Below are 21364 nucleotides of genomic sequence, written 5' to 3' on the forward strand. Positions count from 1 at the left end.
ATGTTCTCGAAGGAAGCAGGTATGCGACGCAACACAGCAGGTATCCGTGGCGCCATCGTGGCGCTGGCGACGGTTTTCTCGCTCGGTCTGCCATGGGCCGTGCAGGCGCAGGACAAGCAGACGCTGCTCAATGTCTCCTACGACCCCACCCGCGAGCTGTACCGGGCGGTGGACGAGGCCTTCATCAAGGAATACCAGGCCCGCGCCGGCGTGGACCTGACGGTGCGCCAGTCGCACGGCGGTTCGGGCCGCCAGGCGCGTTCGGTGATCGATGGCCTGGATGCCGACGTGGTGACGCTGGCGCTGGCCTACGATATCGACGCCATCGCCGACCGCGGCCTGTTGCCGCAGGACTGGCAGAAACGCCTGCCGCGCAACAGCTCGCCCTATACCTCGACCATCGTGTTCCTGGTGCGCAAGGGCAATCCCAGGCAGATCCACGATTGGGACGACCTGGTCAAGGACGGCGTGCAGGTGATCACGCCCAATCCCAAGACCTCGGGCGGCGCGCGCTGGAATTACCTGGCGGCCTGGGCCTATGCGCTGGCGCGCAACGAGGGCAGCGAAGCCAAGGCGCGCGAATTCGTGGGCCAGTTGCTCAGCCATGTGCCGGTGCTGGATACGGGGGCGCGCGGCTCGACCACCACGTTCGTCGAGCGCGGCGTAGGCGACGTGCTGCTAGCCTGGGAAAACGAGGCCTTCCTGGCGCGCGAGGAGCTGGGGCCGGACAAATTCGACATCGTGGTGCCGTCGCTGTCCATCCTGGCCGAACCGCCTGTTGCGGTGGTGGACAAGGTGGTCGACCGCAAGGGTACCCGCGCCGCCGCGCAGGCCTATCTCGAGTACCTGTATACGCCGGCCGCCCAGGAAATCATCGCCCGCAATTTCTACCGGCCCACTGACGAGACCGTGGCGGCCAGATACGCCAGCCGGTTTCCCAAGCTGAAGCTGGTGACCATCGACGACCCGATCTTCGGCGGCTGGCGCAAGGCGCAGAAGGATCACTTCAGCGACGGCGGCACCTTCGACCAAGTCTATCAGCCGCAGCGGAAATAGCAGGATCCAGCCACCATGTCCCTGGCCATTCCTTCCGGATCCGCGCCGACGGCGGCGCGGCGCCAGCGCCCCGGCGTATTGCCGGGCTTCGGCATCTCGATGGGGTATGCCGTGCTGTACCTCAGCCTGCTGGTGCTGGTGCCGCTGGCGGCCCTGCCGATCAAGAGCCTGGAGCTCGGGTGGGCCGGCTTCTGGGATACGGTCACCGCGCCCAGGGTGGTGGCCTCGTATCGCCTGACGTTCGGGGCGTCGCTGCTGGCGGCGCTGGTCAACCTGGTGTTCGGCACCATCGTTGCCTGGGTGCTGGTGCGCTACCGCTTCCCTGGAAAGAAGCTCGTCGACGCCCTGGTGGACCTGCCGTTCGCGCTGCCCACCGCCGTGGCCGGCATCGCGCTGACCGCGCTCTATTCGGCCAACGGCTGGCTGGGCGCGCCGCTGCAGCGCTGGTTCGACCTGAAGGTGGCGTTCACCCCGCTGGGCATCGTGGTGGCGCTGATCTTCATCGGCGTGCCATTCGTGGTGCGCACGGTGCAGCCGGTGCTGGAAGATGTCGAGCGCGAATTGGAGGAGGCCGCGGCCAGCCTGGGCGCGGGCCGCTGGCAGACCATCCGCCGCGTGCTGCTGCCCGCGCTGCTGCCGGCCTTGCTGACCGGCTTCGCGCTGGCCTTCGCGCGCGCCATCGGCGAGTACGGTTCGGTGGTGTTCATCGCCGGCAACATGCCCATGATTTCGGAGATCACCCCCTTGCTGATCATTTCCAAGCTGGAGCAGTACGACTACGCCGGCGCCGCGGCCATCGCCACCGTCATGCTGGCGCTGTCGTTCGCCTTGCTGCTGGTCATCAATCTGTTGCAGGGCTGGCAGGCGCGCCGTGGCGGGAGGCAGCCATGAGCCCGGCCGATCACCGGCCCGCCCACCTGACCGAGCCGCGCTGGGTGCGCGCGCTGCTGCTGGGCGCGGCGCTGGCGTTCCTGACGCTGTTCCTGCTGGTGCCGCTGGCCGCGGTGTTCACCGAGGCCCTGCGCAAGGGGTGGCAGCTGTACCTGGCCGCCATCGTCGAGCCCGATGCCTGGTCCGCCATCCGGCTGACCCTGCTGGTGGCTGCCATCGCGCTGCCGGTGAACCTGGTGTTCGGCGTGGCGGCGGCCTGGGCGGTCACCAAGTTCCAGTTTCGCGGCAAGCAGTTGCTGATCACCCTGATCGACCTGCCGTTCTCGGTTTCGCCGGTGGTGGCCGGCATGGTGTTCGTGCTGCTGTTCGGGTCGCAAGGCTGGTTCGGCTCCTGGTTGCAGGACCATGACTGGAAGATCGTGTATGCGGTGCCCGGCGTGATCCTGGCGACGCTGTTCGTCACGTTCCCGTTCATCGCCCGCGAGCTGATCCCGCTGATGCAGGCGCAGGGCAGCGAGGAAGAGCAGGCCGCGCTGACGCTGGGCGCCAGCGGCTGGCAGATCTTCTGGCGCGTCACGCTGCCCAATATCAAGTGGGGCCTGCTGTATGGCGCCATCCTGTGCAATGCCCGCGCCATGGGCGAGTTCGGCGCGGTCTCGGTCGTGTCCGGGCAGGTCCGCGGCCTGACCAACACGATGACCTTGCACGTCGAGATTCTCTACAACGAGTACCAGTTCGCGGCGGCCTTCGCCGTGGCGTCGCTGCTGGCCCTGCTGGCGCTGGTGACGCTGGCGGCCAAGCAGGTCGTCGAATGGCGCAACCAGCGGTTGTCGCCGCGGCAGGCCGAGGCGCCCGTGCATGCGGGCGCGCTGGCGGTGCGGCCGGCGGCAGCCTGAGCGCCGTTTACCAGGAGACGATTCATGAGTATCGAAGTTCGCGGTCTGTCCAAGCGGTTCGGCGCATTCCGGGCGCTCGACGAGGTCTCGCTGCATATCGAGACGGGCGAACTGGTGGCCCTGCTCGGGCCGTCGGGCTGCGGCAAGACCACCCTGCTGCGCATCATCGCCGGGTTGGAGTCGGCCGATGCCGGCAGCGTGCTGTTCGCCGGTGAAGATGCCACCGAAGTGGACGTGCGGCAACGCCAGGTCGGCTTCGTGTTCCAGCATTACGCGTTGTTCAAGCACATGACGGTGTTCGAGAACGTGGCCTTCGGCCTGCGCGTGCGGCACCGTTCGCAGCGCCCCTCGGAGGCGCGGATCCGCGCCAAGGTGCTCGACCTGCTGGGGCTGGTGCAGCTGGACTGGCTGGCCGACCGCTATCCGGCCCAGCTCTCCGGCGGACAGCGCCAGCGGATTGCCCTGGCGCGCGCCCTGGCCGTCGAGCCGCGCGTGCTGCTGCTGGACGAACCGTTCGGCGCGCTGGACGCCAAGGTGCGCAAGGAGCTGCGCCGCTGGCTGCGCCGGCTGCACGACGAGCTGCACGTGGCCAGCGTCTTCGTCACCCACGACCAGGAGGAAGCCCTGGAAGTGGCCGACCGCGTTGTCCTGATGAACGCCGGACGCATCGAGCAAGTGGGCTCGCCGCGCGAGGTCTGGGAGCGGCCGGCCACGCCATTCGTGTACGGCTTCCTGGGCGACGTCAACCAGCTGCATGGCCATGCCACGCGCGGCGTGTGGCGCCTGGGCGAGGTGGCGCTGCCGGCGCCGGACCTGCCCGAGGCCGACAACCAGCGCGCCATCGCCTATGTGCGTCCGCACGATATCGACCTGGCCCGCGCGGGCACGGCCGCTCCCGGCATCCCGGTGCGCCTGAACCACGTGTACCTGGCCGGACCCAGCGCCTACCTCGAACTGGCGCGCCAGGACGACCAGGCCATCATCGAGGCGCAGGTGCCTGAACCCCTGTTCCGCAGCCTGGGCCTCAAGGAGGGCGAGGCGCTGCTGGCCCAGCCGCGCCGCGCGCGCGTTTTCGCGGTGCAGCCATGATGGCGGCCCGTCCCCTCGCCGCCATCGCCGGCCTGACGGCCGCCGCCGCCGCCCGCTGGCACGACCTGCAGTCGCGCCTGGCGATCATCGCGCGGCAGTATCCCGACGCGGCGCTGGCTTCCTCGCTGGCCGCCGAAGACATGGTGCTGACCCACGCCATCTATGCCGGCGGGCTGGACCTGGAGGTGTTCACCCTGGATACGGGCCGGCTGCATACCGAGACCCTCGGCGTGCTGGACGCGGTGGCCACGCGCTACGGGCGCGCCATCACGGTTTACCGGCCCGACGCCGCCGCGGTGCAGGCGCATGTGGACGCGCACGGCATGCACGCCTTCTATGAAAGCGTGGCGTTGCGCAAGGCCTGCTGCGAAATCCGCAAGGTCGAGCCCTTGCGCCGCGCGCTGGCCGGGCGCGGCGCCTGGATCACCGGGCAGCGCCGCGCGCAATCGGCCACTCGCGGCGAGCTGCCCGACGAGGAGCGCGACCCCGTGTTCGGCCTCTACAAGTTCAACCCGCTGGCGGCGTGGAACGAGGCCGATGTGTGGAGCGTCATTCGCGCGCTGGGCATCCCGTACAACCCGCTGCACGACCAGGGCTACCCGTCCATCGGCTGCGAACCCTGTACGCGCGCCGTCCGCCCGGGCGAGGACGTGCGGGCCGGCCGTTGGTGGTGGGAATCGTCGGACTCGAAGGAATGCGGCCTGCACGCCGGCAACCGGGTCATCCAGATCGCGGCCCGGCCTGCCTGAGGCCCGGATCGCTACAGACATCGATAACGCAGACAGAAAGGAAACGCCAATGAGCGCCGTCATGACCCGCAGCCATCTCGACTGGCTCGAATCCGAAGCGATATTCATCCTGCGCGAGGTCGCGGCCGAATGCGCCCGGCCCGCGCTGCTGTTTTCCGGCGGCAAGGACTCGGTCGTCCTGCTGCGGCTGGCCGAGAAGGCCTTTCGTCCGGGCAGGTTCCCGTTCCCCTTGCTGCACATCGACACCGGGCACAACTACGACGAGGTGATCGCCTTCCGCGACGCCCGCGCCGCAGAACTGGGCGAGACGCTGCTGGTGCGCAGCGTCGAGGATTCGATCGCCCGCGGCAGCGTGGCGTTGCGGCGCGAAACCGACTCGCGCAACGCCGCCCAGGCCGTGACCCTGCTGGAGGCGATCGAGGAGCTGGGGCTGGATGCCTGCATCGGCGGAGCCCGGCGCGACGAGGAAAAGGCGCGCGCCAAGGAACGCATCTTTTCCTTCCGCGACGAGTTCGGCCAATGGGACCCCAAGGCCCAGCGCCCGGAACTCTGGAACCTGTTCAACACCCGCGTGCACCGGGGCGAGAACATGCGGGTGTTCCCGATTTCCAACTGGACCGAACTGGATGTGTGGCAGTACATCCAGCGCGAGCGCCTGGCGCTGCCGTCGATCTACTACAGCCATGCCCGCGAGGTGGTGCGGCGCAAGGGGCTGCTGGTGCCGGTCACGCGCCTGACGCCGCCGGCGGAGGGCGAAACCGTCGAGCGGCTGGCCGTGCGGTTTCGCACCGTGGGCGATATCTCGTGCACCTGCCCGGTGGCCTCCGATGCGGCCGATCCGGCTGCCATCATCGCCGAGACCGCGGTCACCGACATCACCGAGCGCGGCGCCACCCGGATGGACGACCAGACCTCCGAGGCGTCGATGGAACGCCGCAAACGCGAAGGCTACTTCTGAGCCGGCCCGCACCTGAACACCGGCGCGCCTGGCGCGCCCACTGGGGACATGCATGAACGCTTTGAACGATTCTTTCCTGGCCGGCGCCGACAACGGCGTGCTGCGGCTGATCACCGCCGGTTCGGTCGACGACGGCAAGTCGACGCTGATCGGCCGACTGCTGTACGACAGCAAGGGCGTCTTCGCCGACCAGCTCGACGCCATCTCGCGCGCCAAGCACAAGCGCGTGGCCGGCGACGGCATCGACTTCTCGTTGCTGACCGACGGCCTGGAGGCCGAGCGCGAGCAGGGCATCACCATCGATGTGGCCTACCGCTATTTTTCGACGCCCTTGCGCAAGTTCATCATCGCCGACGCGCCGGGCCACGAGCAGTACACGCGCAACATGGTGACCGGGGCGTCCACCGCCGATGCCGCCATCATCCTGGTCGACGCGACGCGGGCGGCCGACGGGCGGCTGCTGGCCCAGACCAAGCGCCACAGCGCCATCGCGCGCCTGCTGGGCATCAAGCACATCGTGGTCGCCGTCAACAAGATGGATCTGGTCGATTGGGACCGGGCCGTGTTCGAGCGCATCGGCGCAGCCTATGGCGAGCTGGCGCGCCGGCTGGCGCTGCCGGCGTTTCACATCCTGCCGTTGTCGGCGCTGCACGGCGACAATGTCGTCAACCTGTCGCCGCACTCGCCCTGGTACGAAGGGCAGCCCTTGCTGACGCTGCTCGAAGGGCTGGACCTGGCGGGAGACGGCCGCGATCTGCCATTGCGCGTACCGGTGCAATGGGTGGCGCGCCACGGCGGCGAACGGGCCGACGATTTTCGCGGCTACGCCGGCCGCGTGGCCAGCGGCGTGCTGCGTCCGGGCGACGAGGTCGTGGTGCAGCCGTCCGGGGTGCGCGCGCGCGTGCAGCGGGTGCTGGCCTTCGACGGCGAACTGCAGGAGGCGGTCAGTGGCGACTCGGTCACGTTGATCCTGGATCGCGATGTCGATGTCTCGCGCGGCGATGTGCTGGCGCATGCGCAGGCGCCGGCGCGCGTGGGCCGCGAGTTCGACGCGCAGCTGTGCTGGCTGGATGCGCAGCCGCTCAATCCCGCGCGCCGCTATCTGCTCAAGCATGGCACGCGGCTGACTTCGGCGAAGATCAGCGCGGTGCACACGCGGCGCGACATCCATGAGCTGCAGGAGGTGCCCAATGCCGATGGCGCCTTGCACATGAACGACATCGGCCGCGTGTCGCTGCTGACGCGCGAGGCCTTGGCGACCGATCCGTACGCCGCGATCGCGGCCACCGGCGCGTTCATCCTGATCGACGAGGCCACGCACCAGACGGCTGCCGCGGGCATGCTCGAATAGGCGGCCGCCAGACTCCCCGCCAGGCTGTTGTTTTTAATCCAAACCCTTGCTGGGCGCGGTTCTCCGGGCGATTTCCAAAGGATGAAATGATTTCCCCGGACGGCGTCGCCGTCTTGGGGTAAATTCGATGCATGGCTCGCAAGGGCTGCGGGGCTTGCCAAAAGTACTGTGTTTTTGTACAGTAGATTCATGGCAAGCACCGAACATTCTTTTTCCGCCGGTTTTGGGTCCCCGGCTGCCGCCCCCGCCGCCTTGCGCGGTCGGGGTGCGGTTACTAATGTTTCGCATCGCTTCCAGCAAGCCGACCGGGTCCGCGTCGACGACGGCTGGGCCAATCCCGACTACACCGCAGGTTCCGACGCAGCCGCGTTTCCTCCTGTCGCCGACGCGCTCGGGCAGGGCGGACGGCGGGCCATCCCCATCGCCGTCGAGGGCGCGGATGCGTCACCGAATACTTGCGCCCAGGCGCCGGCCCCGCGCACCATCGTGCAGGCCGAAGAAGCCCGCAAGATGCTCTCGCGCAACGACTCCCCCGACATCCCGTTCGACGTGGCGGCCAACCCCTATCGGGGCTGCGAGCACGGCTGCGTGTACTGCTACGCGCGGCCCACGCATGCCTACCTGGGCTATTCGCCGGGGCTCGACTTCGAAACCCGGCTGGTGGCCAAGGCCAACGCGGTCGCCGCGCTGCGCGCCGAGCTGGCCCGTCCGGGCTACCGCGCATCGCCCATCAACATCGGTTCGGCCACCGACGCCTACCAGCCCATCGAGCGTACCTGGCGCCTGACGCGCGGCATGCTCGAACTGCTGCTGCAAACCCGCCACCCGCTTACCGTCGTTACCAAGAACGCCCTGGTCGAGCGCGATCTCGACCTGCTGCAGGACCTGGCGCGCCAGAAGCTGGTCACGGTATTCGTCAGCATCACCACGCTGGATGCCGCCATGGCCCGCACGCTGGAACCGCGCGCCTCGGCGCCGTACCGCCGGCTGCAAACGGTGCGCACCCTGGCGCAGGCCGGCGTGCCGGTGGGTGTGCTGGTGGCGCCTGTCATCCCGTTCATCAACGACGAATCCCTCGAGCACGTCCTGCAGGAGGCCAGCGCGGCTGGCGCCTGCTACGCCAGCTACACCGTGCTGCGCCTGCCCTGGGAAGTGAAAGAGGTTTTCGAAACCTGGCTGCAGGCGCATTTTCCGGATCGCGCCCAGCGTGTGCTGCACCGTATCGAAGATCTGCGCAACGGCCGGCGCAACGATACGGCCTTTGGTTCGCGCATGCGCGGTACCGGCATCTGGGCCGATTTGCTGCGCCAGCGTTTTGCGTTGGCCACGCGCAAGCTGGGCCTGAACCGCCACCGTCCCGAACTCGACACGCATCGTTTCGTCCCGCCGCTCGAGTCCGGCTTGCCGCCGGCCCGCGGCCGGCGCGAGGCGCGTGCCCAGCCGGGGCAGCTGGCCTTGTTTTAGCGGCGCGTCGCCGCAGGCGCCTGGCGCCGCCGCGACGTTGCCAGTGGTAGGGGGCCGCGCCCGTCGCGGCAGTGGTTTGACATGCATTCGCGGCGTGGTCCGCGAAGAGCCGGGGCCTCGGGGCCCGCCGGCTTCAACACCAGGAGAGTCGACATGACTATCGCTACGACGCTTGACGCTGCAACATCCTTGCCGACGGCCGTGCCCGGCCGCACTTTGGGCGCGCTGCGCCGCCTGGCGCGCGCATGGGCCGGCGCGGCGGTACCGCAGCGCAAATGGCCGTTTCCGCCGACGCCGCCGGGCCAGGCGCAGCCTTGCACGCCCTGCGCAGACAGCCAGCCCCGGTCCGCCCAGGCCGTCCAGCCTGCGCAGGCCCAGGCGCTTCACGCACAGGCCGAACTCAGCGGCGCGGCCACGCAAGCCGCCGCGCAAGTATTGAGCACCAAGGCCAAGATCATCGACGTGCTGCTGGTGGCGGTCTGGGGCGCCATGATTCCGGCGCTGATGTGGCTGGGCGCGGCTGGCGGGTTCTGAGCCGGGGTCAGCTCGACCCCAGCAGCACCACGCCGGCCAGGATGGCCAGGCAGCCAGCCAGTCGGCCTATGCCTACTTTTTCCCGTAGCAGGAACATTCCCGCCAGTGTGCCCAGCATCATCGACATTTCGCGGGCCGGGGCAACCAGGCTGAGCGGCGCGCCATTGCGCAGCGCGTACAGCACCAGGATGTAGCCCAGAGGCGACAGGACGCCCACCGCAATGGCAAGGTGCCAATAGCCGCGCATGGCCGGCCAATATTGGGCGCGCCGGCGCAGCACGTGAGGCGTCATCATCAGGGTGCGGGTGGCACAGGTGAACCAGTCGAACAGCACCGGCATGATCAGCAGCATCTTGACGCCATAGGCGTCCACCACGGTGTAGGCGGCGATGAACAGGCCGATGACCACCCCCCAGCGCACGCCAATCCAGGCCTGCGCCTGCCGGAACATGCCCAGTCGGCCTTGCGTGGCAATCAGCAGTACGCCGCCGACCACGCACAGCATGCCGGCAATACCGGTGGTGGTGGCCGGCTCGCTCAGCAGCGTGAAGGCGCCCATGGTCGAGAGCAGCGGGCCCGTACCGCGCGCGATCGGGTATACGACAGACAGATCGGCGACCTGGTAGCCGCGTTGCAGGCACAGGCTGTAGCCTAGATGCAACATACTGGACGCCAGGATGCACAGCACCACCGGCCAGCTCCAGACCATTCCGTCGTGCGCCAGCACCCAGATCACCCAGGGGGCATACAGTATGGTTGCCGCCAGGCCATAGGCAAAGACGAACATGGGGCCGACCATCGCGGCGCGCTTGGCAAGCAGATTCCAGGCCGCATGGGCCATGGCAGCCAGTACCACCAAAATAAGGGACGTGTACGACATTGCGTTGGGATGTGTCCGCGAAGGCGGGGCCGGGTCCTGGTGTATATAGGCTGGCCGTGCCGCTAGAGTAACGTAAATAGGGCCGGAGGGTGGCAGCCCGCAGCCCTGTCCATGCTTTTGATGTAGAATGCTGGGTTTGCCAAACCTCATCCTCTGCTTGCGGAAACCCAATAGCCGTTGCCTGGCTGCGGCATCCGGCGGTAGCCATACCGACGGAGCGTCAGGCGCCACTTGTGGCGCATGACAGGCGACGGACAAGAAATCCTGGCAAATACCGTCCGCAAGGCAAGATGATCAAGGAGTTCTCGTGAACCTCATCGCTATCCTGGAACAGGAAGAAATTGCACGCCTTACCGGCGGCAATGCCGTAACCGAATTTGCTCCCGGCGACACCGTCGTGGTCAGCGTCAACGTTGTCGAAGGCACCCGCAAGCGCGTTCAGGCTTTCGAAGGCGTGGTCATCGCCAAGCGCAACCGCGGCCTGAACTCGTCGTTCATCGTGCGCAAGATCTCGTCGGGCGAAGCCGTGGAACGTACGTTCCAGCTGTACTCGCCGCAGATCGCCGGCATCGAAGTCAAGCGCCGCGGCGACGTGCGCCGCGCCAAGCTGTACTACCTGCGCAGCCGCTCGGGCAAGTCCGCACGCATCAAGGAAAAGCTGGTTCTCAAGAAAGCCAAGTCGGCTTGATCGAGACCGGGGCCGTGTCCGGCATGCAAACGTCGACGCGTTTGTGCCTGGCACGGCTTTCCGCGATAAAAGGGCACCCGCAAGGGTGCCCTTTTATCGTGAAAAAGTATCTGAAAGAATGCCTTTTCAGAGTGAAAGGGCACCCGCAAGGGTGCCCTTTTATCGTGAAAAAGTATCTGAAAGAATGCCTTTTCAGAGTAAAAGGGCACCCGCAAGGGTGCCTTTTTGCATGGCGGGGTTACTCTTGCAGCTGCCTTGTTTCTTTTTCGTTGCCGCATGTCTGACTCTGCTCCTTCTCGTCCACGCCGCACGCCAGTGCGTCCGCTCTTCGATCCCATGGCGCAGCCTTGGGAAACCGCCAATCAGGGGCTGGCTCGCGTGGACGAACGCCTGCTGACGCCGCCCGAGCTGCGCTCCAGCCTGCGCCCGGCCGATCACTGGCGGCTCGATCCCTTGTGCGCGGCGGAGCCGCGCGCGCCCGGCCGGGAAGGCAGTCTGGTGGCCGCGGCGGTATTGATCCCCCTGGTCATGCGGGCCGATGGCGTGCGCGTCATGCTGACCCAGCGCGCCGCGCACCTGCACGACCACGCCGGCCAGGTCAGCTTCCCGGGCGGGCGTATCGAAGTCAGCGATGCCACGCCGGTGGCCGCCGCGTTGCGCGAGGCCCAGGAGGAAACCGGCCTGCCGGTGCAGCAAGTGGAAGTGCTGGGCAGCATGCCCCAGTATTTCACCGCCACGGGCTTTGCCATCACGCCGGTGGTCTCGCTGGTGCAGCCCGATTTCGAGCTGGCGCCCGATGCGTTCGAAGTGGCCGAGGTGTTCGAGGTGCCGCTGTCGTTTCTCATGGACCCGGCCAATCATCGGCTGTACCGCGCCGCGCTGCCCGATGGCTATGTGCGCCAATACTATGCGATGCCATGGCAGCGCTATTTCATCTGGGGCGCCACCGCGGGCATGCTGCGCAATCTGTATCAGACGGTGCGCGAGGCGCTGCCGGGTTGACCCCGCCAGCGGGAGTAATATTCCCGATCAGTACGGCGCGCCGTGGCGCGCCTTTTTTCATCCCGGCGCAGGGCGCCTCGCAGTCTGGACAGGATCTAGCCGTGAAATACCGCAAACTCGGACACACCGATCTCGACGTCAGCCTCATCGGCCTGGGCACCATGACCTGGGGCGAGCAGAACACCGAGGCGCAGGCTCACGAACAGTTGGACTATGCGCTGGCGCACGGCATCAACCTGGTCGACGCCGCCGAGATGTATCCCGTGCCGCCCAAGCCGGAAACCCAGGGACGCACCGAAAGCTGCATCGGCAGCTGGCTGGCCCGGACCGGACGGCGCCACGAGGTGGTCCTGGCCAGCAAGGCGGCTGGTCCGGTGCGCGACGCCAAGCGCCCCAGCCATATCCGCGACGGCAAGACCTTTCTCGACCGCAAGAACCTGACACAGGCGCTGGACGCCAGCCTCAAGCGCCTGCAGACCGATTACCTGGACCTCTACCAGCTGCACTGGCCCGATCGCACCACCAATACTTTCGGCAAGCTGGCCTACCCGTGGGTGGACGACGCCCACACCGTACCGATCGAAGAGACGCTTGAGGTGCTGCAGGATTTCGTGCGCGCGGGCAAGGTGCGCCATGTCGGCCTGTCCAACGAAACCCCGTGGGGCGTGGCGCGTTTCCTGCAGGCAGCCGAGAAGCACGGGCTGCCCAAGGTGGCCACGATCCAGAACCCGTACAACCTGCTCAACCGCATCTTCGAGATCGGCCTGGCCGAGTTCAGCCACCGCGAAGGCGTCGGGCTGCTGGCCTACTCGCCGCTGGCCATGGGTATCCTGTCGGGCAAGTACCTCGACGGGGCGCGCCCGGAGGGCTCGCGGCTCGCGCTGTTCACGCGGTTTACCCGCTACAGCAACCCGCAGGCCGAAGCCGCGGCGCGCGACTACGTGATGCTGGCGCGCGACCACGGCCTGGCGCCGGCGCAGATGGCGCTGGCCTGGGTCAACCAGCGTCCGTTCGTAAGCAGCAACCTGATGGGCGCGACCACGCTGGCGCAGTTGAAGGAAAACATCGAGAGCGTCGAGGTCACCCTGTCGGACGAGGTGCTGCAAGGCATCGAGGCCATCCACGCGCGCCAGCCCAATCCGGCGCCGTAAGGGGGCGGAAGTCGGCAGGCGCCTGTCCTCGTGGGGACAGGCACCCCGGGAGTCGGCAGGTGCCTGTCCGCGTAGGGACAGGCACCCCGGAAGTCGGCAGGCGCCTGTCCGCGTAGGGACAGGCACCCCGGAAGTCGGCAGGCGCCTGTCCGCGTAGGGACAGGCGCCCCGGAAGTCGGCAGGTGCCTGTCCGCGTGGGGACAGGCACCCCGGGAGTCGGCAGGTGCCTGTCCGCGTAGGGACAGGCACCCCGGAAGTCGGCAGGTGCCTGTCCGCGTAGGGACAGGCACCCCGGAAGTCGGCAGGTGCCTGTCCTCGTGGGGACAGGCACCCCGGGAGTCGGCAGGTGCCTGTCCGCGTGGGGACAGGCACCTGAGGGTTTCAGTAGGGGCGCGCGGCCGCGTTTTCGTCCAGGATGCGCAGGTACAGCGCGTAGCGGCCGGCGTCGATCTGGCCGGCTTGCAGCGCTGCCAGGACGCCGCAGCCGGGCTCGTGGCGATGGGTGCAGTTGTAGAAGCGGCAGTGCTCGATATGCGGGGCGAATTCCGGGAAGCCGCGCAGGATCTGTTCGCCGTTGAGGTGCTGCAGGCCGAACGCCTGGAAGCCCGGCGAGTCGATCAGGTCGCCGCCGGGTTCGGGCAGGTGGTAGAGGCGCGTGCTGGTGGTGGTGTGGCGGCCCATGTCCAGCGCCGCCGAATATTCGCGCGTGGCGGCCTGGGCGTGCGGCACCAGCGTGTTGAGCAGGGTGGACTTGCCCATGCCGCTCTGGCCCAGCAGCAGGCTGGTGCGCCCGGCCAGCCGTGGCGCCAGGCGCTCGTGCACCATGGCGTGGTCCTGCGCGCTCAATTCGATGACGGGCACGCCCAGCCGGCGCAGCGGCTCCAGGCGCGCGCGCGCGGCGTCTAGTCCGTTGGGCAGGTCTATCTTGTTGAGCACGATCACCGGCTCGATGTCGGCGCTCCAGGCGCCGGCCAGGGAGCGGCCGGTCAGGTCGTCCGCGAAGGTGGGTTCGACCGCCACGACGATCAGCAATTGGTCGACGTTGGCGGCGAATTGCTTGACGCGCATTTCGTCGGAGCGAAACAGCAGGTTGCGCCGCGGCAGCACGGCTTCGATGGCGCCTTCGTCGCGGCCTTGCGGGGTGATGCGCACGCGGTCGCCGACGGCCGGGCCGTTCTTCTTGCCGCGCGGAAAGCACTGCCGCAGCGAGCCGTCGGCCAGCTCCACGGTGTAGTGGCGACCGTGGGCGGCGATGATCAGGCCTTCGGCCTGGTTGCTGCTCATGCGCCCGCCATCAGGTGGCGGATGCGTACCGCGGCTGGAGGATGGCTGTCGTAGAAGGCGGAGTGCACAGGATCGGGCGTCAGGGTGGCGGCGTTGTCATCGTACAGTTTGACCAGCGCCGATACCAGCCGATCCGGCGAACTCTGGGCCGCGGCGTAGCGGTCGGCCTCGAATTCGTCGCGGCGCGAGTACCAGCTGGCCAGCGGGGTCAGCATGAAGGTGAACACCGGCACGACCAGGAAGAACAGCACCAGCGCCATGGCGTCGTTGCGTCCGCCCAGGTTGGGCAGGACGCCCAGTCCTTCGTAGAACCAGGGCTGGCGGGCCAGCCAGCCCAGCGCGGCGAAGAAGACCAGCGCGCCGGCAAAGCTGAGCGCCAGACGCTTGATGATGTGGCGGCGCGCGAAGTGGCCCAGCTCGTGGGCCAGCACCGCTTCGATCTCGTCGCCGTTCAGGCGCGCGAGCAGGGTATCGAAGAAGACGATGCGGCGCGATTTGCCGAACCCGGTGAAGTAGGCGTTGCCGTGGGCCGAGCGGCGCGAGCCGTCCATCACGAACAGCCCGTTCAGGGCAAAGCCGCAGCGCTGCGCCAACTGGCGGATGCGGCCGGCCAGTTCGGGGTCGTTGAGCGGGGTGAACTTGTTGAACAGCGGCGCGATGAAGGTGGGATAGATGAGCAGCAGCAGCAGGTTGTAGCCCAGCCACAGGCCCCAGGCCCACAGCCACCAGTAGGCGCCGGCGCCGGCCATCAGCCACAGCACGGCGGCGGCCAGCGGCAGGCCCAGGACCAGGGCCACCAGCACGCCCTTGACGGCATCGCTGAAAAACAGGGCGGGCGTCATGCGGTTGAAGCCGAAGCGCCCCTCCAGGCGGAATTGCCGCCACAGGGTGAAGGGCAGGCCGAGCAGGCCCAGCAACAGCGGCACGCAGGCCAGCAGCAGCAATTGGCGCAGGAAGTCGTGCTGGGTCAGCTGCCCCAGCCACAGGTCGATGAACTGCAGGCCGCCCAGCAGCGTCAGCGCCACCAGGATGGCCGCGTCGTAGACGCGTTCGAGCATGCCCAGGCGCACGCGCGCCACGGTGTAGTCGGCCGCGCGCTGGTGGCTGTGCAGCCCGATGCGCGGGGCGAACTCGGGCGGGACGGACTGGCGGTTGGCCGCCACGTGGCGGATCTGGCGGGTGGCCAGCCACAGGCGCACGCCGATATCGGCCAGCAGCAGGACAACGAAGAAAAGCGTGAAAAGGGGCACGGGTGCGGTCACGGGGCAGGGGTATGCGAAAATGGTGCGTTTTAAAGGCAAATTATATGGCTGCGAACGAAAACCGCCTGGTCTGGCTCGATATGGAAATGACCGGGCTCGATCCCGAGAAAGAGCGCATCATCGAGGTGGCGGTGGTCGTGACCGAGGCCGATCTCACCGTGGTGGCCGAAGGCCCGGTGCTGGTGGTGCACCAGCCCGACAGCCTGCTCGACGCCATGGACAACTGGAACAAGTCCACCCATGGCAAGAGCGGCCTGATCGAGAAGGTCAAGGCATCGACGCTGGGCGAGGCCCAGGCCGAGCAGATCCTGCTCGAATTCCTGGCCGAGCACGTGCCCGCGGGCAAGTCGCCGCTGTGTGGCAATACCATCAGCCAGGACCGGCGCTTCATGTACGCCTACATGCCCAACCTGGAGCGCTTCTTCCATTACCGCAACCTGGATGTCAGCACCCTGAAGGAGCTGGCGCGGCGCTGGGCGCCCGCGGTCTACAAGGGATTCGACAAGAAAAGCCGCCACGAGGCGCTGGCCGACATCTACGAATCCATCGACGAACTCAAGTATTACCGCGAGCACCTGCTCAAGGTCTGAGCAGGCCGGCGCGGCATCGAACGGCAGGGCGCCATGGACATCGAGCGCGTCGAGCAGGTCCGCGCCGTCGAACGGCTGGCGCATCGTCGCGGGCTGGCGCTGATGCCGCGCGCAGGCTTGGCCGCCGCCGATTTCGTCGCGGCCCGCCTGCCGGCCGGCGCGCAGGTGCTGGCCCTGGCCGGACCGGGCAACAATGGCGGCGACGCGCTGGTGGCGGCCACGCTGCTGCAGGCGCGCGGCTATCGGGTCGCGGTCGTCATGCCCGCCGGCCCGGCGCGCCTGCCTGACGATGCGCGCCGGGCCTGGCAAGATTGGTGCGCCGCCGGCGGCCAGGCCAGCGCCGATCTGCCGGCTCATGCGCCGGCGCTGGTCATCGACGGTTTGTTCGGCATCGGCCTGGCCCGTCCGCTGGGTGGGGCATGGCAGGGGCTGATCGACCAGGTCAACGCCTGGCGCGTGCCGGTGCTGGCGCTGGATGTGCCCAGCGGCCTGAGCGCGGCCAGTGGCCAGCCGCTGGGTGATCCGCCGGGCCGCCCGGTGCGGGCCACCTGGACCCTGTCGTTCATCGGCGTGCCGGCCGCCCTGCGCGCACCGGGCGCCGCGGCCTGGTGCGGCGAACAGTATCTGTCCCTGCTTGGTTTGACGCCGGCTTTCCTGGCCGAGGCCGTCGGCCCGTGCGGGCAGGCGACGGCTACGGCCGCCCGCCGAAGCGGCCCATGATGTCGGCCTGGGCCGGCCGATAGCGCGCGTTCTCGCGGCCGGCCACGGCATCCAGGTGGCGTTCCGAGGCGTCGAAGACTTGCCAGTAGATGCGCCGGCACAGTGCGCGGGCCGCGTTGCCGGGCCAGCCGTCCGGTTCCATGGGGGTGGGCAGCTGCGGATCGTGCAGCACGATGCGCCGCCAGTTGTGCAGCAACAGCACCCGCACCGCGAAGGCCTGCGCGGGGGTGGGGGGCGGATCCAGCAGTTTTTCCACCGGGCCGAAATTGCGCGAGAACAGGCGGTATTGGTCCGCCACCTCATCGAGATTCCAGCATTGTCCCGCCAGGCTGGCGATCGGCAGGCCGCCGGCGCCGGCCAGGTCGCGCGCCGACAGCACCAGGGCCTTGTCGGGGATACCCAGCTTTTCGAGGATATCGTGCGCGGCGCGCGCTTCGGTCTGCGGGTGGGCGAACAGGCCCGGGGCCACCATGCCGAACCCTTCCCAGAGCAGTTCGCGGCGCAGCTCGCCCCGCTCGGCCAGGCCATTGTTGCCGGCGCGCGGCAGCGCCACCAGTGTCCATTCGCCGTTCCAGGCGCGCGCCGGCCCGTCATAGATGCGCTGCGAGGCGTGCGCGGTGTGGCGCAGGCCGTGTTCCGACAACAGATACAGGCTGCGCCGTCCATGGCGCTCGGATTGCAGCCAGCCCTGCGCGACCAGCCTGAACACGCTGGTGCGCAGCAGGCGTTCGTTGATGCCGATAGGGGCCAGCAGCTCGATCAGGTCGCCCAGCCAGATGGCGCCGCCGTGCGGCGCCAGCGCGTCGCCCAGCAGGCTGACGCACAGCGATTTGGCGCGGGGCGGATCGTTTTTCAGCAGACGGGAGAGAAAGCGGTCCAGCGGTGACGGAGTGCTTGCCATGTGCGGGCGTAGGCCGGGCGGATACGAGGATTCATGACATGATACATAAATCCAATGTGATACAGAAATAGGTTTGACAATGGATTTTTTGTATTAAATAATCCCATGCATGAGACGGCGGAAAGTCCGGGCGCGCCAGCGCCTGGCGCAGCCCCGCCGCAGGAGACAGATATGTACGCTCAATTGGTCGAAACCGGGGTCGGCAAGGTCAAGCATGTCGATCAGCTGGAAGGCCCCGAGCAGGCGTTCCAGCGCCGTATCGACGACGGGGTGCGCATCGAACCCAAGGACTGGATGCCCGAGGCCTATCGCAAGACCTTGGTGCGCCAGATTTCCCAGCACGCCCATTCCGAGATCGTCGGCATGCTGCCCGAGGGCAACTGGATCACCCGCGCGCCGTCGCTCAAGCGCAAGGCGATCCTGCTGGCCAAGGTGCAGGACGAGGCCGGGCACGGCCTGTATCTCTACAGCGCGGCCGAGACGCTGGGCGTTTCGCGCGAGGACCTGATCGACGATCTGCACACGGGCCGCGCCAAGTACTCCAGCATCTTCAACTATCCCACCCTGACGTGGGCCGATATCGGCATGATCGGCTGGCTGGTCGATGGCTCGGCCATCATCAACCAGATCCCGCTGTGCCGATGTTCGTACGGCCCCTACGCGCGCGCCATGGTGCGCGTGTGCAAGGAAGAGTCGTTCCACCAGCGCCAGGGCTACGATCTGCTGATCCAGATGTGCCTGCACGGCACGCCCGAGCAGAAGGCCATGTGCCAGGAGGCGTTCAATCGCTGGTGGTGGCCGGCGCTGATGATGTTCGGCCCCTCCGACGCCGACTCGCCCAACAGCGCGCAGTCGATGCAATGGAAGATCAAGCTGTTCTCCAACGACGAATTGCGCCAGAAAATGGTCGACCAGACCGTGCCGCAGGCCGAGTACCTGGGGCTGACGGTGCCCGATCCCGACCTGAAGTGGAACGCCGAGCGCGGCCATTACGATTTCGGCGCGATCGACTGGGACGAGTTCTACGCGGTGATCAAGGGCCATGGCCCGTGCAACCGCGAACGCCTGGCCGCCCGCGTCAAGGCGCACGAGGATGGCGCCTGGGTGCGCGAGGCAATGGCCGCCCACGCCGACAAGCAGGCGCGCCGCAAGGCGGCCTGACGGCGCCGCCGGTTTCTCCATTCCAGTTTCGGCGCGCCCAGGCGGCGCGCCAGGGATACGCATCATGAGCAAAGATTGGCCTCTCTGGGAAGTATTCATCCGCAGCCAGCATGGCCTGGCCCACAAGCATGTGGGCAGCCTGCACGCGCCCGACGCCGAAATGGCCATCAACCATGCGCGCGATGTCTATACGCGCCGCAACGAGGGCCTGAGCATCTGGGTCGTGCGCGCGGCCGACATCGTGGCCAGCAGCCCGGGCGACAAGGAGCCGCTGTTCGAACCCGCCAACAGCAAGGTCTACCGGCATCCGACGTTTTTCCCGATGCCCGACGAAATCAAGCACATGTAGGGCGGGGCGGCGAACATGGACAAGTCATTGTTTGAGTACCTGCTGCGGCTGGGCGACACCACCCTGGTGCTGTCGCAGCGCCTGGGCCAGTGGTGCGGCCACGGGCCCGTGCTGGAAGAGGACCTGGCGCTGACCAATACCGCGCTCGACCTGCTGGGCCAGGCCCGCATGTGGCTGACGCTGGCCGGCGAGGTCGAGGGGGCCGGGCGCGACGAGGACCGGCTGGCGTACCTGCGCGATGCGCCGCAGTTCCGCAACCTGCTGCTGGTCGAGCGGCCCAATGGCCACTATGGCGACACCATGGCGCGCCAGTTCCTGTTCGACACCTGGCACTACTTCCTGCTGATCCGCCTGGCCAGGTCGGCCGACGAACGCGTGGCGGCGATTGCCGCCAAGGCGTTGAAGGAGGTCACCTACCACGCGCGCCGTTCCGCCGACCTGGTGGTGCGGCTGGGTGATGGCACGGCGCTCAGCCACGCGCGGATGCAGGCGGCGATCGACGCGGCCTGGCCCTACGTGGGCGAGATGTTCGTCGACGATGCCATCGACCAGGATCTTGCCGCGCGCGGCATCGCCTGCGAGCTGTCCAGCCTGCGCGACGAGTGGCTGGCGCAGGTGCGCGAAGTGCTGGACGAGGCCACCCTGGCCATGCCGCAGGAGGACGAGGCCTTCCATCCCGCCCATCGCGGCGGACGGCAGGGGCGCCATACCGAGCACCTGGGCTACATCCTGGCCGAGATGCAGCACCTGCAGCGCGCCTATCCCGGAGCCTCGTGGTGAACGCCTTGCCCAGGGTGCCGGCCGGCCAGGTGCTGGCCTGGCTGGAAAGCGTGCCCGACCCGGAGATCCCCGTGCTGTCGGTGGTGGATCTCGGCGTGGTGCGCGACATCGGCTGGGACGGCGATACCTGCGTGGTCACCATCACGCCCACGTACTCGGGCTGTCCGGCCATGCGCGAAATCACCCACGACATCGAGACCACGCTGGCCGGCCACGGCCTGGCCAGCGTGCGGGTCGAGACGCGCCTGGCGCCGGCCTGGACCACCGACTGGATGACCGCGCGCGGCCGCGCCGCGCTCAGGCAGTACGGCATCGCCGCGCCGGTCGAGCGCGCCGTCGATATTTCCGGCATCAGCCGGCGCCGCGCCGCGCCCGCCATCGAATGCCCGCACTGCGGTTCGCTCGATACGCGGCTGATCAGCCATTTCGGATCGACCTCCTGCAAGGCGCTGTACCGTTGCGTCGCCTGCCGCGAGCCGTTCGATTACTTCAAGCCCCACTGAATGCCCGCGCCATGAGCCACAATCCATTCCATATGCTGAAGGTCGCTTCGGTGGCGCGCAACACGCGCGACGCCGTGGTGGTCACGTTCGACCTGCCGCCCGAGCTGGCCGGCGACTTCCGCTTCCGGCCGGGCCAGTACCTGACCCTGCGCACCCGCCTGGACGGCGAGGAGGTGCGCCGCTCGTACTCCATCTGTTCGGCGCCGGGCGACGGCGTGCTGCGCGTGGCCATCAAGAAGGTCGACGAGGGGGTGTTCTCCAACTGGGCCAACCACGAGCTGCAGCCCGGCCAGAGCCTGGAAGTGATGCCGCCGGCGGGCAACTTCACCGTCGACTTCGACCCGGACAACGCGCGCCACTATGTGGCGTTCGCGGTGGGCAGCGGCATCACGCCGGTGTTCTCGCTGGTGAAGTCGGCCCTGTCGGCCGAACCGCGCAGCCGCTTCACGCTGTTCTTCGGCAACCGCGCCTCGTCCTCGGTGCTGTTTCGCGAGGAAATCGAAGACCTCAAGAACCTCTATATGGAGCGCTTCTCGCTGGTCTACATCATGAGCCGCGAAAGCCAGGACATTGAGCTGTTCAATGGTCGCCTGGACGGCGATAAAGTCGATCAACTGCTCACCGCCTGGATGCGGCCCGGCGATATCGATTACGCTTTTGTGTGCGGTCCGCAAACCATGATCGAGAGCGTGGTCGAGCACCTGCAGGCGCGCGGCATGCCCAAGTCGCATATCAAGTTCGAGCTGTTTGGCGCGCCCAAGGGGCCGCGGGCGCTGCGCACCGGACGCGACGCGCCCGCCGCGCCCGGCAAGGGCCAGTGCGAGGTCACGGTTGTGCAGGACGGCCACAGCCGTACGTTTTTCATCGACAAGAACAAGGATAGCGTGCTCGATTCGGCGCTGGCGCAAGGCGTCGAGCTGCCTTATTCGTGCAAGGGCGGGGTGTGTTCCACCTGCCGCTGCAAGGTCGTCGAAGGCGAAGTCGACATGGACGCCAACTTCGCCCTGGAAGATTACGAAGTGGCGCGCGGTTTCGTGCTCAGCTGCCAGAGCTACCCGGTCAGCGATCGGCTGGTCATCGACTTCGACCAGGAAACCTGAGCCGT

General features: G+C 67.8%; 23 protein-coding genes. 19 read left to right on the forward strand and 4 right to left on the reverse strand.

Annotated elements, in window-relative coordinates; genetic code table 11:
* The first annotated feature begins 21 nt into the window (after positions 1–21).
* The 9 genes from EL288_RS07230 to EL288_RS07270 all read left to right on the forward strand — a co-directional run bounded on the left by EL288_RS07230 (position 22) and on the right by EL288_RS07270 (position 8988).
* Entirely contained in the window at positions 22–1056 is a 1035-nt protein-coding gene (locus tag EL288_RS07230) for a sulfate ABC transporter substrate-binding protein (protein ID WP_010926821.1), read from the forward strand.
* Between the two features lie 15 nt (positions 1057–1071).
* Complete coding sequence (gene cysT, locus EL288_RS07235; protein WP_003813329.1) at positions 1072–1947, forward strand: sulfate ABC transporter permease subunit CysT; 876 nt, start codon at positions 1072–1074, stop codon at positions 1945–1947.
* On the forward strand, positions 1944–2843 hold the full coding sequence (cysW, locus tag EL288_RS07240) for a sulfate ABC transporter permease subunit CysW (RefSeq protein WP_003813328.1): 900 nt from the start codon (positions 1944–1946) through the stop codon (positions 2841–2843). The genes cysT and cysW overlap by 4 nt, the downstream gene beginning before the upstream one ends.
* Positions 2844–2867: 24 nt before the next feature.
* Complete coding sequence (locus tag EL288_RS07245; RefSeq protein ID WP_003821532.1) at positions 2868–3932, forward strand: sulfate/molybdate ABC transporter ATP-binding protein; 1065 nt, start codon at positions 2868–2870, stop codon at positions 3930–3932.
* The gene (locus tag EL288_RS07250) at positions 3929–4681 is read left to right on the forward strand and encodes a phosphoadenylyl-sulfate reductase (RefSeq protein WP_004565842.1); all 753 of its coding nucleotides are present in this window, start codon (positions 3929–3931) and stop codon (positions 4679–4681) included. Before EL288_RS07245 ends, EL288_RS07250 begins: the two co-directional genes overlap by 4 nt.
* Before the next feature lie 49 nt (positions 4682–4730).
* Positions 4731–5639, forward strand: a complete 909-nt coding sequence (cysD, locus tag EL288_RS07255; RefSeq protein ID WP_003813323.1) for a sulfate adenylyltransferase subunit CysD — start codon at positions 4731–4733, stop codon at positions 5637–5639.
* Between the two features lie 52 nt (positions 5640–5691).
* Positions 5692–6990 (forward strand): sulfate adenylyltransferase subunit 1, encoded by a 1299-nt coding sequence (locus tag EL288_RS07260; RefSeq protein ID WP_003813322.1) that lies wholly within the window; start codon positions 5692–5694, stop codon positions 6988–6990.
* 189 nt (positions 6991–7179) lie between these two features.
* Positions 7180–8454: a PA0069 family radical SAM protein gene (locus EL288_RS07265; RefSeq protein ID WP_003813320.1), complete on the forward strand. Its 1275-nt coding sequence runs from the start codon at positions 7180–7182 to the stop codon at positions 8452–8454.
* Positions 8455–8607: 153 nt separating this feature from the next.
* Complete coding sequence (locus EL288_RS07270) at positions 8608–8988, forward strand: hypothetical protein (protein WP_003813319.1); 381 nt, start codon at positions 8608–8610, stop codon at positions 8986–8988.
* Between the two features lie 7 nt (positions 8989–8995).
* Here the strand turns inward: EL288_RS07270 and EL288_RS07275 are convergent, their stop codons facing one another.
* Positions 8996–9868 carry a DMT family transporter gene (locus EL288_RS07275; protein ID WP_003813317.1) on the reverse strand — a complete coding sequence of 291 codons (873 nt, stop codon included), beginning with the start codon at positions 9866–9868 and terminating at the stop codon, positions 8996–8998.
* 307 nt (positions 9869–10175) lie between these two features.
* Here EL288_RS07275 and rplS point away from each other — a divergent pair, with 307 nt between their 5' ends.
* The 3 genes from rplS to EL288_RS07290 all read left to right on the forward strand — a co-directional run bounded on the left by rplS (position 10176) and on the right by EL288_RS07290 (position 12709).
* Positions 10176–10556 (forward strand): 50S ribosomal protein L19, encoded by a 381-nt coding sequence (gene rplS / locus EL288_RS07280; protein ID WP_003813315.1) that lies wholly within the window; start codon positions 10176–10178, stop codon positions 10554–10556.
* A 276-nt stretch (positions 10557–10832) separates the two neighbouring features.
* The gene (locus EL288_RS07285) at positions 10833–11558 is read left to right on the forward strand and encodes a CoA pyrophosphatase (protein WP_003813314.1); all 726 of its coding nucleotides are present in this window, start codon (positions 10833–10835) and stop codon (positions 11556–11558) included.
* A gap of 101 nt (positions 11559–11659) precedes the next feature.
* Positions 11660–12709, forward strand: coding sequence for an NADP(H)-dependent aldo-keto reductase (locus EL288_RS07290; protein WP_010930118.1), 1050 nt, complete (start codon positions 11660–11662; stop codon positions 12707–12709).
* Between the two features lie 381 nt (positions 12710–13090).
* On the opposite strand, the gene rsgA is transcribed toward EL288_RS07290, so the two are convergent.
* Together rsgA and EL288_RS07300 are read right to left on the reverse strand one after the other, a co-directional pair.
* Complete coding sequence (gene rsgA / locus EL288_RS07295; RefSeq protein WP_003813309.1) at positions 13091–13993, reverse strand: ribosome small subunit-dependent GTPase A; 903 nt, start codon at positions 13991–13993, stop codon at positions 13091–13093.
* Positions 13990–15255, reverse strand: coding sequence for a M48 family metallopeptidase (locus EL288_RS07300; RefSeq protein WP_003813306.1), 1266 nt, complete (start codon positions 15253–15255; stop codon positions 13990–13992). Before EL288_RS07300 ends, rsgA begins: the two co-directional genes overlap by 4 nt.
* Before the next feature lie 44 nt (positions 15256–15299).
* Here EL288_RS07300 and orn point away from each other — a divergent pair, with 44 nt between their 5' ends.
* The gene (orn, locus tag EL288_RS07305; protein WP_003813303.1) at positions 15300–15845 is read left to right on the forward strand and encodes an oligoribonuclease; all 546 of its coding nucleotides are present in this window, start codon (positions 15300–15302) and stop codon (positions 15843–15845) included.
* 33 nt (positions 15846–15878) lie between these two features.
* Positions 15879–16565 carry an NAD(P)H-hydrate epimerase gene (locus EL288_RS07310; RefSeq protein WP_015064016.1) on the forward strand — a complete coding sequence of 229 codons (687 nt, stop codon included), beginning with the start codon at positions 15879–15881 and terminating at the stop codon, positions 16563–16565.
* Here the strand turns inward: EL288_RS07310 and paaX are convergent.
* Entirely contained in the window at positions 16537–17466 is a 930-nt protein-coding gene (gene paaX / locus EL288_RS07315; RefSeq protein ID WP_003813301.1) for a phenylacetic acid degradation operon negative regulatory protein PaaX, read from the reverse strand. The two genes, EL288_RS07310 and paaX, sit on opposite strands and share 29 nt — an antisense overlap.
* 171 nt (positions 17467–17637) lie before the next feature.
* On the opposite strand from paaX, the gene paaA reads away from it, so the two are divergent.
* From paaA to paaE, 5 genes are all read left to right on the forward strand, one after another.
* Positions 17638–18627, forward strand: coding sequence for a 1,2-phenylacetyl-CoA epoxidase subunit PaaA (paaA, locus tag EL288_RS07320; RefSeq protein WP_003813298.1), 990 nt, complete (start codon positions 17638–17640; stop codon positions 18625–18627).
* A 64-nt stretch (positions 18628–18691) separates the two neighbouring features.
* The gene (gene paaB / locus EL288_RS07325) at positions 18692–18976 is read left to right on the forward strand and encodes a 1,2-phenylacetyl-CoA epoxidase subunit PaaB (RefSeq protein ID WP_003813296.1); all 285 of its coding nucleotides are present in this window, start codon (positions 18692–18694) and stop codon (positions 18974–18976) included.
* A 15-nt stretch (positions 18977–18991) separates the two neighbouring features.
* On the forward strand, positions 18992–19756 hold the full coding sequence (paaC, locus tag EL288_RS07330; RefSeq protein WP_003813293.1) for a 1,2-phenylacetyl-CoA epoxidase subunit PaaC: 765 nt from the start codon (positions 18992–18994) through the stop codon (positions 19754–19756).
* Complete coding sequence (gene paaD, locus EL288_RS07335) at positions 19753–20259, forward strand: 1,2-phenylacetyl-CoA epoxidase subunit PaaD (RefSeq protein WP_003813291.1); 507 nt, start codon at positions 19753–19755, stop codon at positions 20257–20259. Before paaC ends, paaD begins: the two co-directional genes overlap by 4 nt.
* 11 nt (positions 20260–20270) lie before the next feature.
* Positions 20271–21359 (forward strand): 1,2-phenylacetyl-CoA epoxidase subunit PaaE, encoded by a 1089-nt coding sequence (gene paaE / locus EL288_RS07340; RefSeq protein WP_003813290.1) that lies wholly within the window; start codon positions 20271–20273, stop codon positions 21357–21359.
* Positions 21360–21364 lie beyond the last annotated feature (5 nt).

It is taken from the genome of Bordetella bronchiseptica (genome assembly GCF_900636925.1).
Taxonomy (GTDB): domain Bacteria; phylum Pseudomonadota; class Gammaproteobacteria; order Burkholderiales; family Burkholderiaceae_B; genus Bordetella; species Bordetella pertussis.

Excerpts from the sequence above, each read along its gene's own strand:
- EL288_RS07230 (WP_010926821.1), top strand. The coding sequence starts at position 22 with ATGCGACGCAACACAGCAGGTATCCGTGGCGCCATCGTGGCGCTGGCG.
- cysT (WP_003813329.1), top strand. The coding sequence starts at position 1,072 with ATGTCCCTGGCCATTCCTTCCGGATCCGCGCCGACGGCGGCGCGGCGC.
- cysW (WP_003813328.1), top strand. The coding sequence starts at position 1,944 with ATGAGCCCGGCCGATCACCGGCCCGCCCACCTGACCGAGCCGCGCTGG.
- EL288_RS07245 (WP_003821532.1), top strand. The coding sequence starts at position 2,868 with ATGAGTATCGAAGTTCGCGGTCTGTCCAAGCGGTTCGGCGCATTCCGG.
- EL288_RS07250 (WP_004565842.1), top strand. The coding sequence starts at position 3,929 with ATGATGGCGGCCCGTCCCCTCGCCGCCATCGCCGGCCTGACGGCCGCC.
- cysD (WP_003813323.1), top strand. The coding sequence starts at position 4,731 with ATGAGCGCCGTCATGACCCGCAGCCATCTCGACTGGCTCGAATCCGAA.
- EL288_RS07260 (WP_003813322.1), top strand. The coding sequence starts at position 5,692 with ATGAACGCTTTGAACGATTCTTTCCTGGCCGGCGCCGACAACGGCGTG.
- EL288_RS07265 (WP_003813320.1), top strand. The coding sequence starts at position 7,180 with ATGGCAAGCACCGAACATTCTTTTTCCGCCGGTTTTGGGTCCCCGGCT.
- EL288_RS07270 (WP_003813319.1), top strand. The coding sequence starts at position 8,608 with ATGACTATCGCTACGACGCTTGACGCTGCAACATCCTTGCCGACGGCC.
- EL288_RS07275 (WP_003813317.1), bottom strand. The coding sequence starts at position 9,868 with ATGTCGTACACGTCCCTTATTTTGGTGGTACTGGCTGCCATGGCCCAT.
- EL288_RS07285 (WP_003813314.1), top strand. The coding sequence starts at position 10,833 with ATGTCTGACTCTGCTCCTTCTCGTCCACGCCGCACGCCAGTGCGTCCG.
- rsgA (WP_003813309.1), bottom strand. The coding sequence starts at position 13,993 with ATGAGCAGCAACCAGGCCGAAGGCCTGATCATCGCCGCCCACGGTCGC.
- orn (WP_003813303.1), top strand. The coding sequence starts at position 15,300 with ATGGCTGCGAACGAAAACCGCCTGGTCTGGCTCGATATGGAAATGACC.
- EL288_RS07310 (WP_015064016.1), top strand. The coding sequence starts at position 15,879 with ATGGACATCGAGCGCGTCGAGCAGGTCCGCGCCGTCGAACGGCTGGCG.
- paaX (WP_003813301.1), bottom strand. The coding sequence starts at position 17,466 with ATGGCAAGCACTCCGTCACCGCTGGACCGCTTTCTCTCCCGTCTGCTG.
- paaA (WP_003813298.1), top strand. The coding sequence starts at position 17,638 with ATGTACGCTCAATTGGTCGAAACCGGGGTCGGCAAGGTCAAGCATGTC.
- paaB (WP_003813296.1), top strand. The coding sequence starts at position 18,692 with ATGAGCAAAGATTGGCCTCTCTGGGAAGTATTCATCCGCAGCCAGCAT.
- paaC (WP_003813293.1), top strand. The coding sequence starts at position 18,992 with ATGGACAAGTCATTGTTTGAGTACCTGCTGCGGCTGGGCGACACCACC.
- paaE (WP_003813290.1), top strand. The coding sequence starts at position 20,271 with ATGAGCCACAATCCATTCCATATGCTGAAGGTCGCTTCGGTGGCGCGC.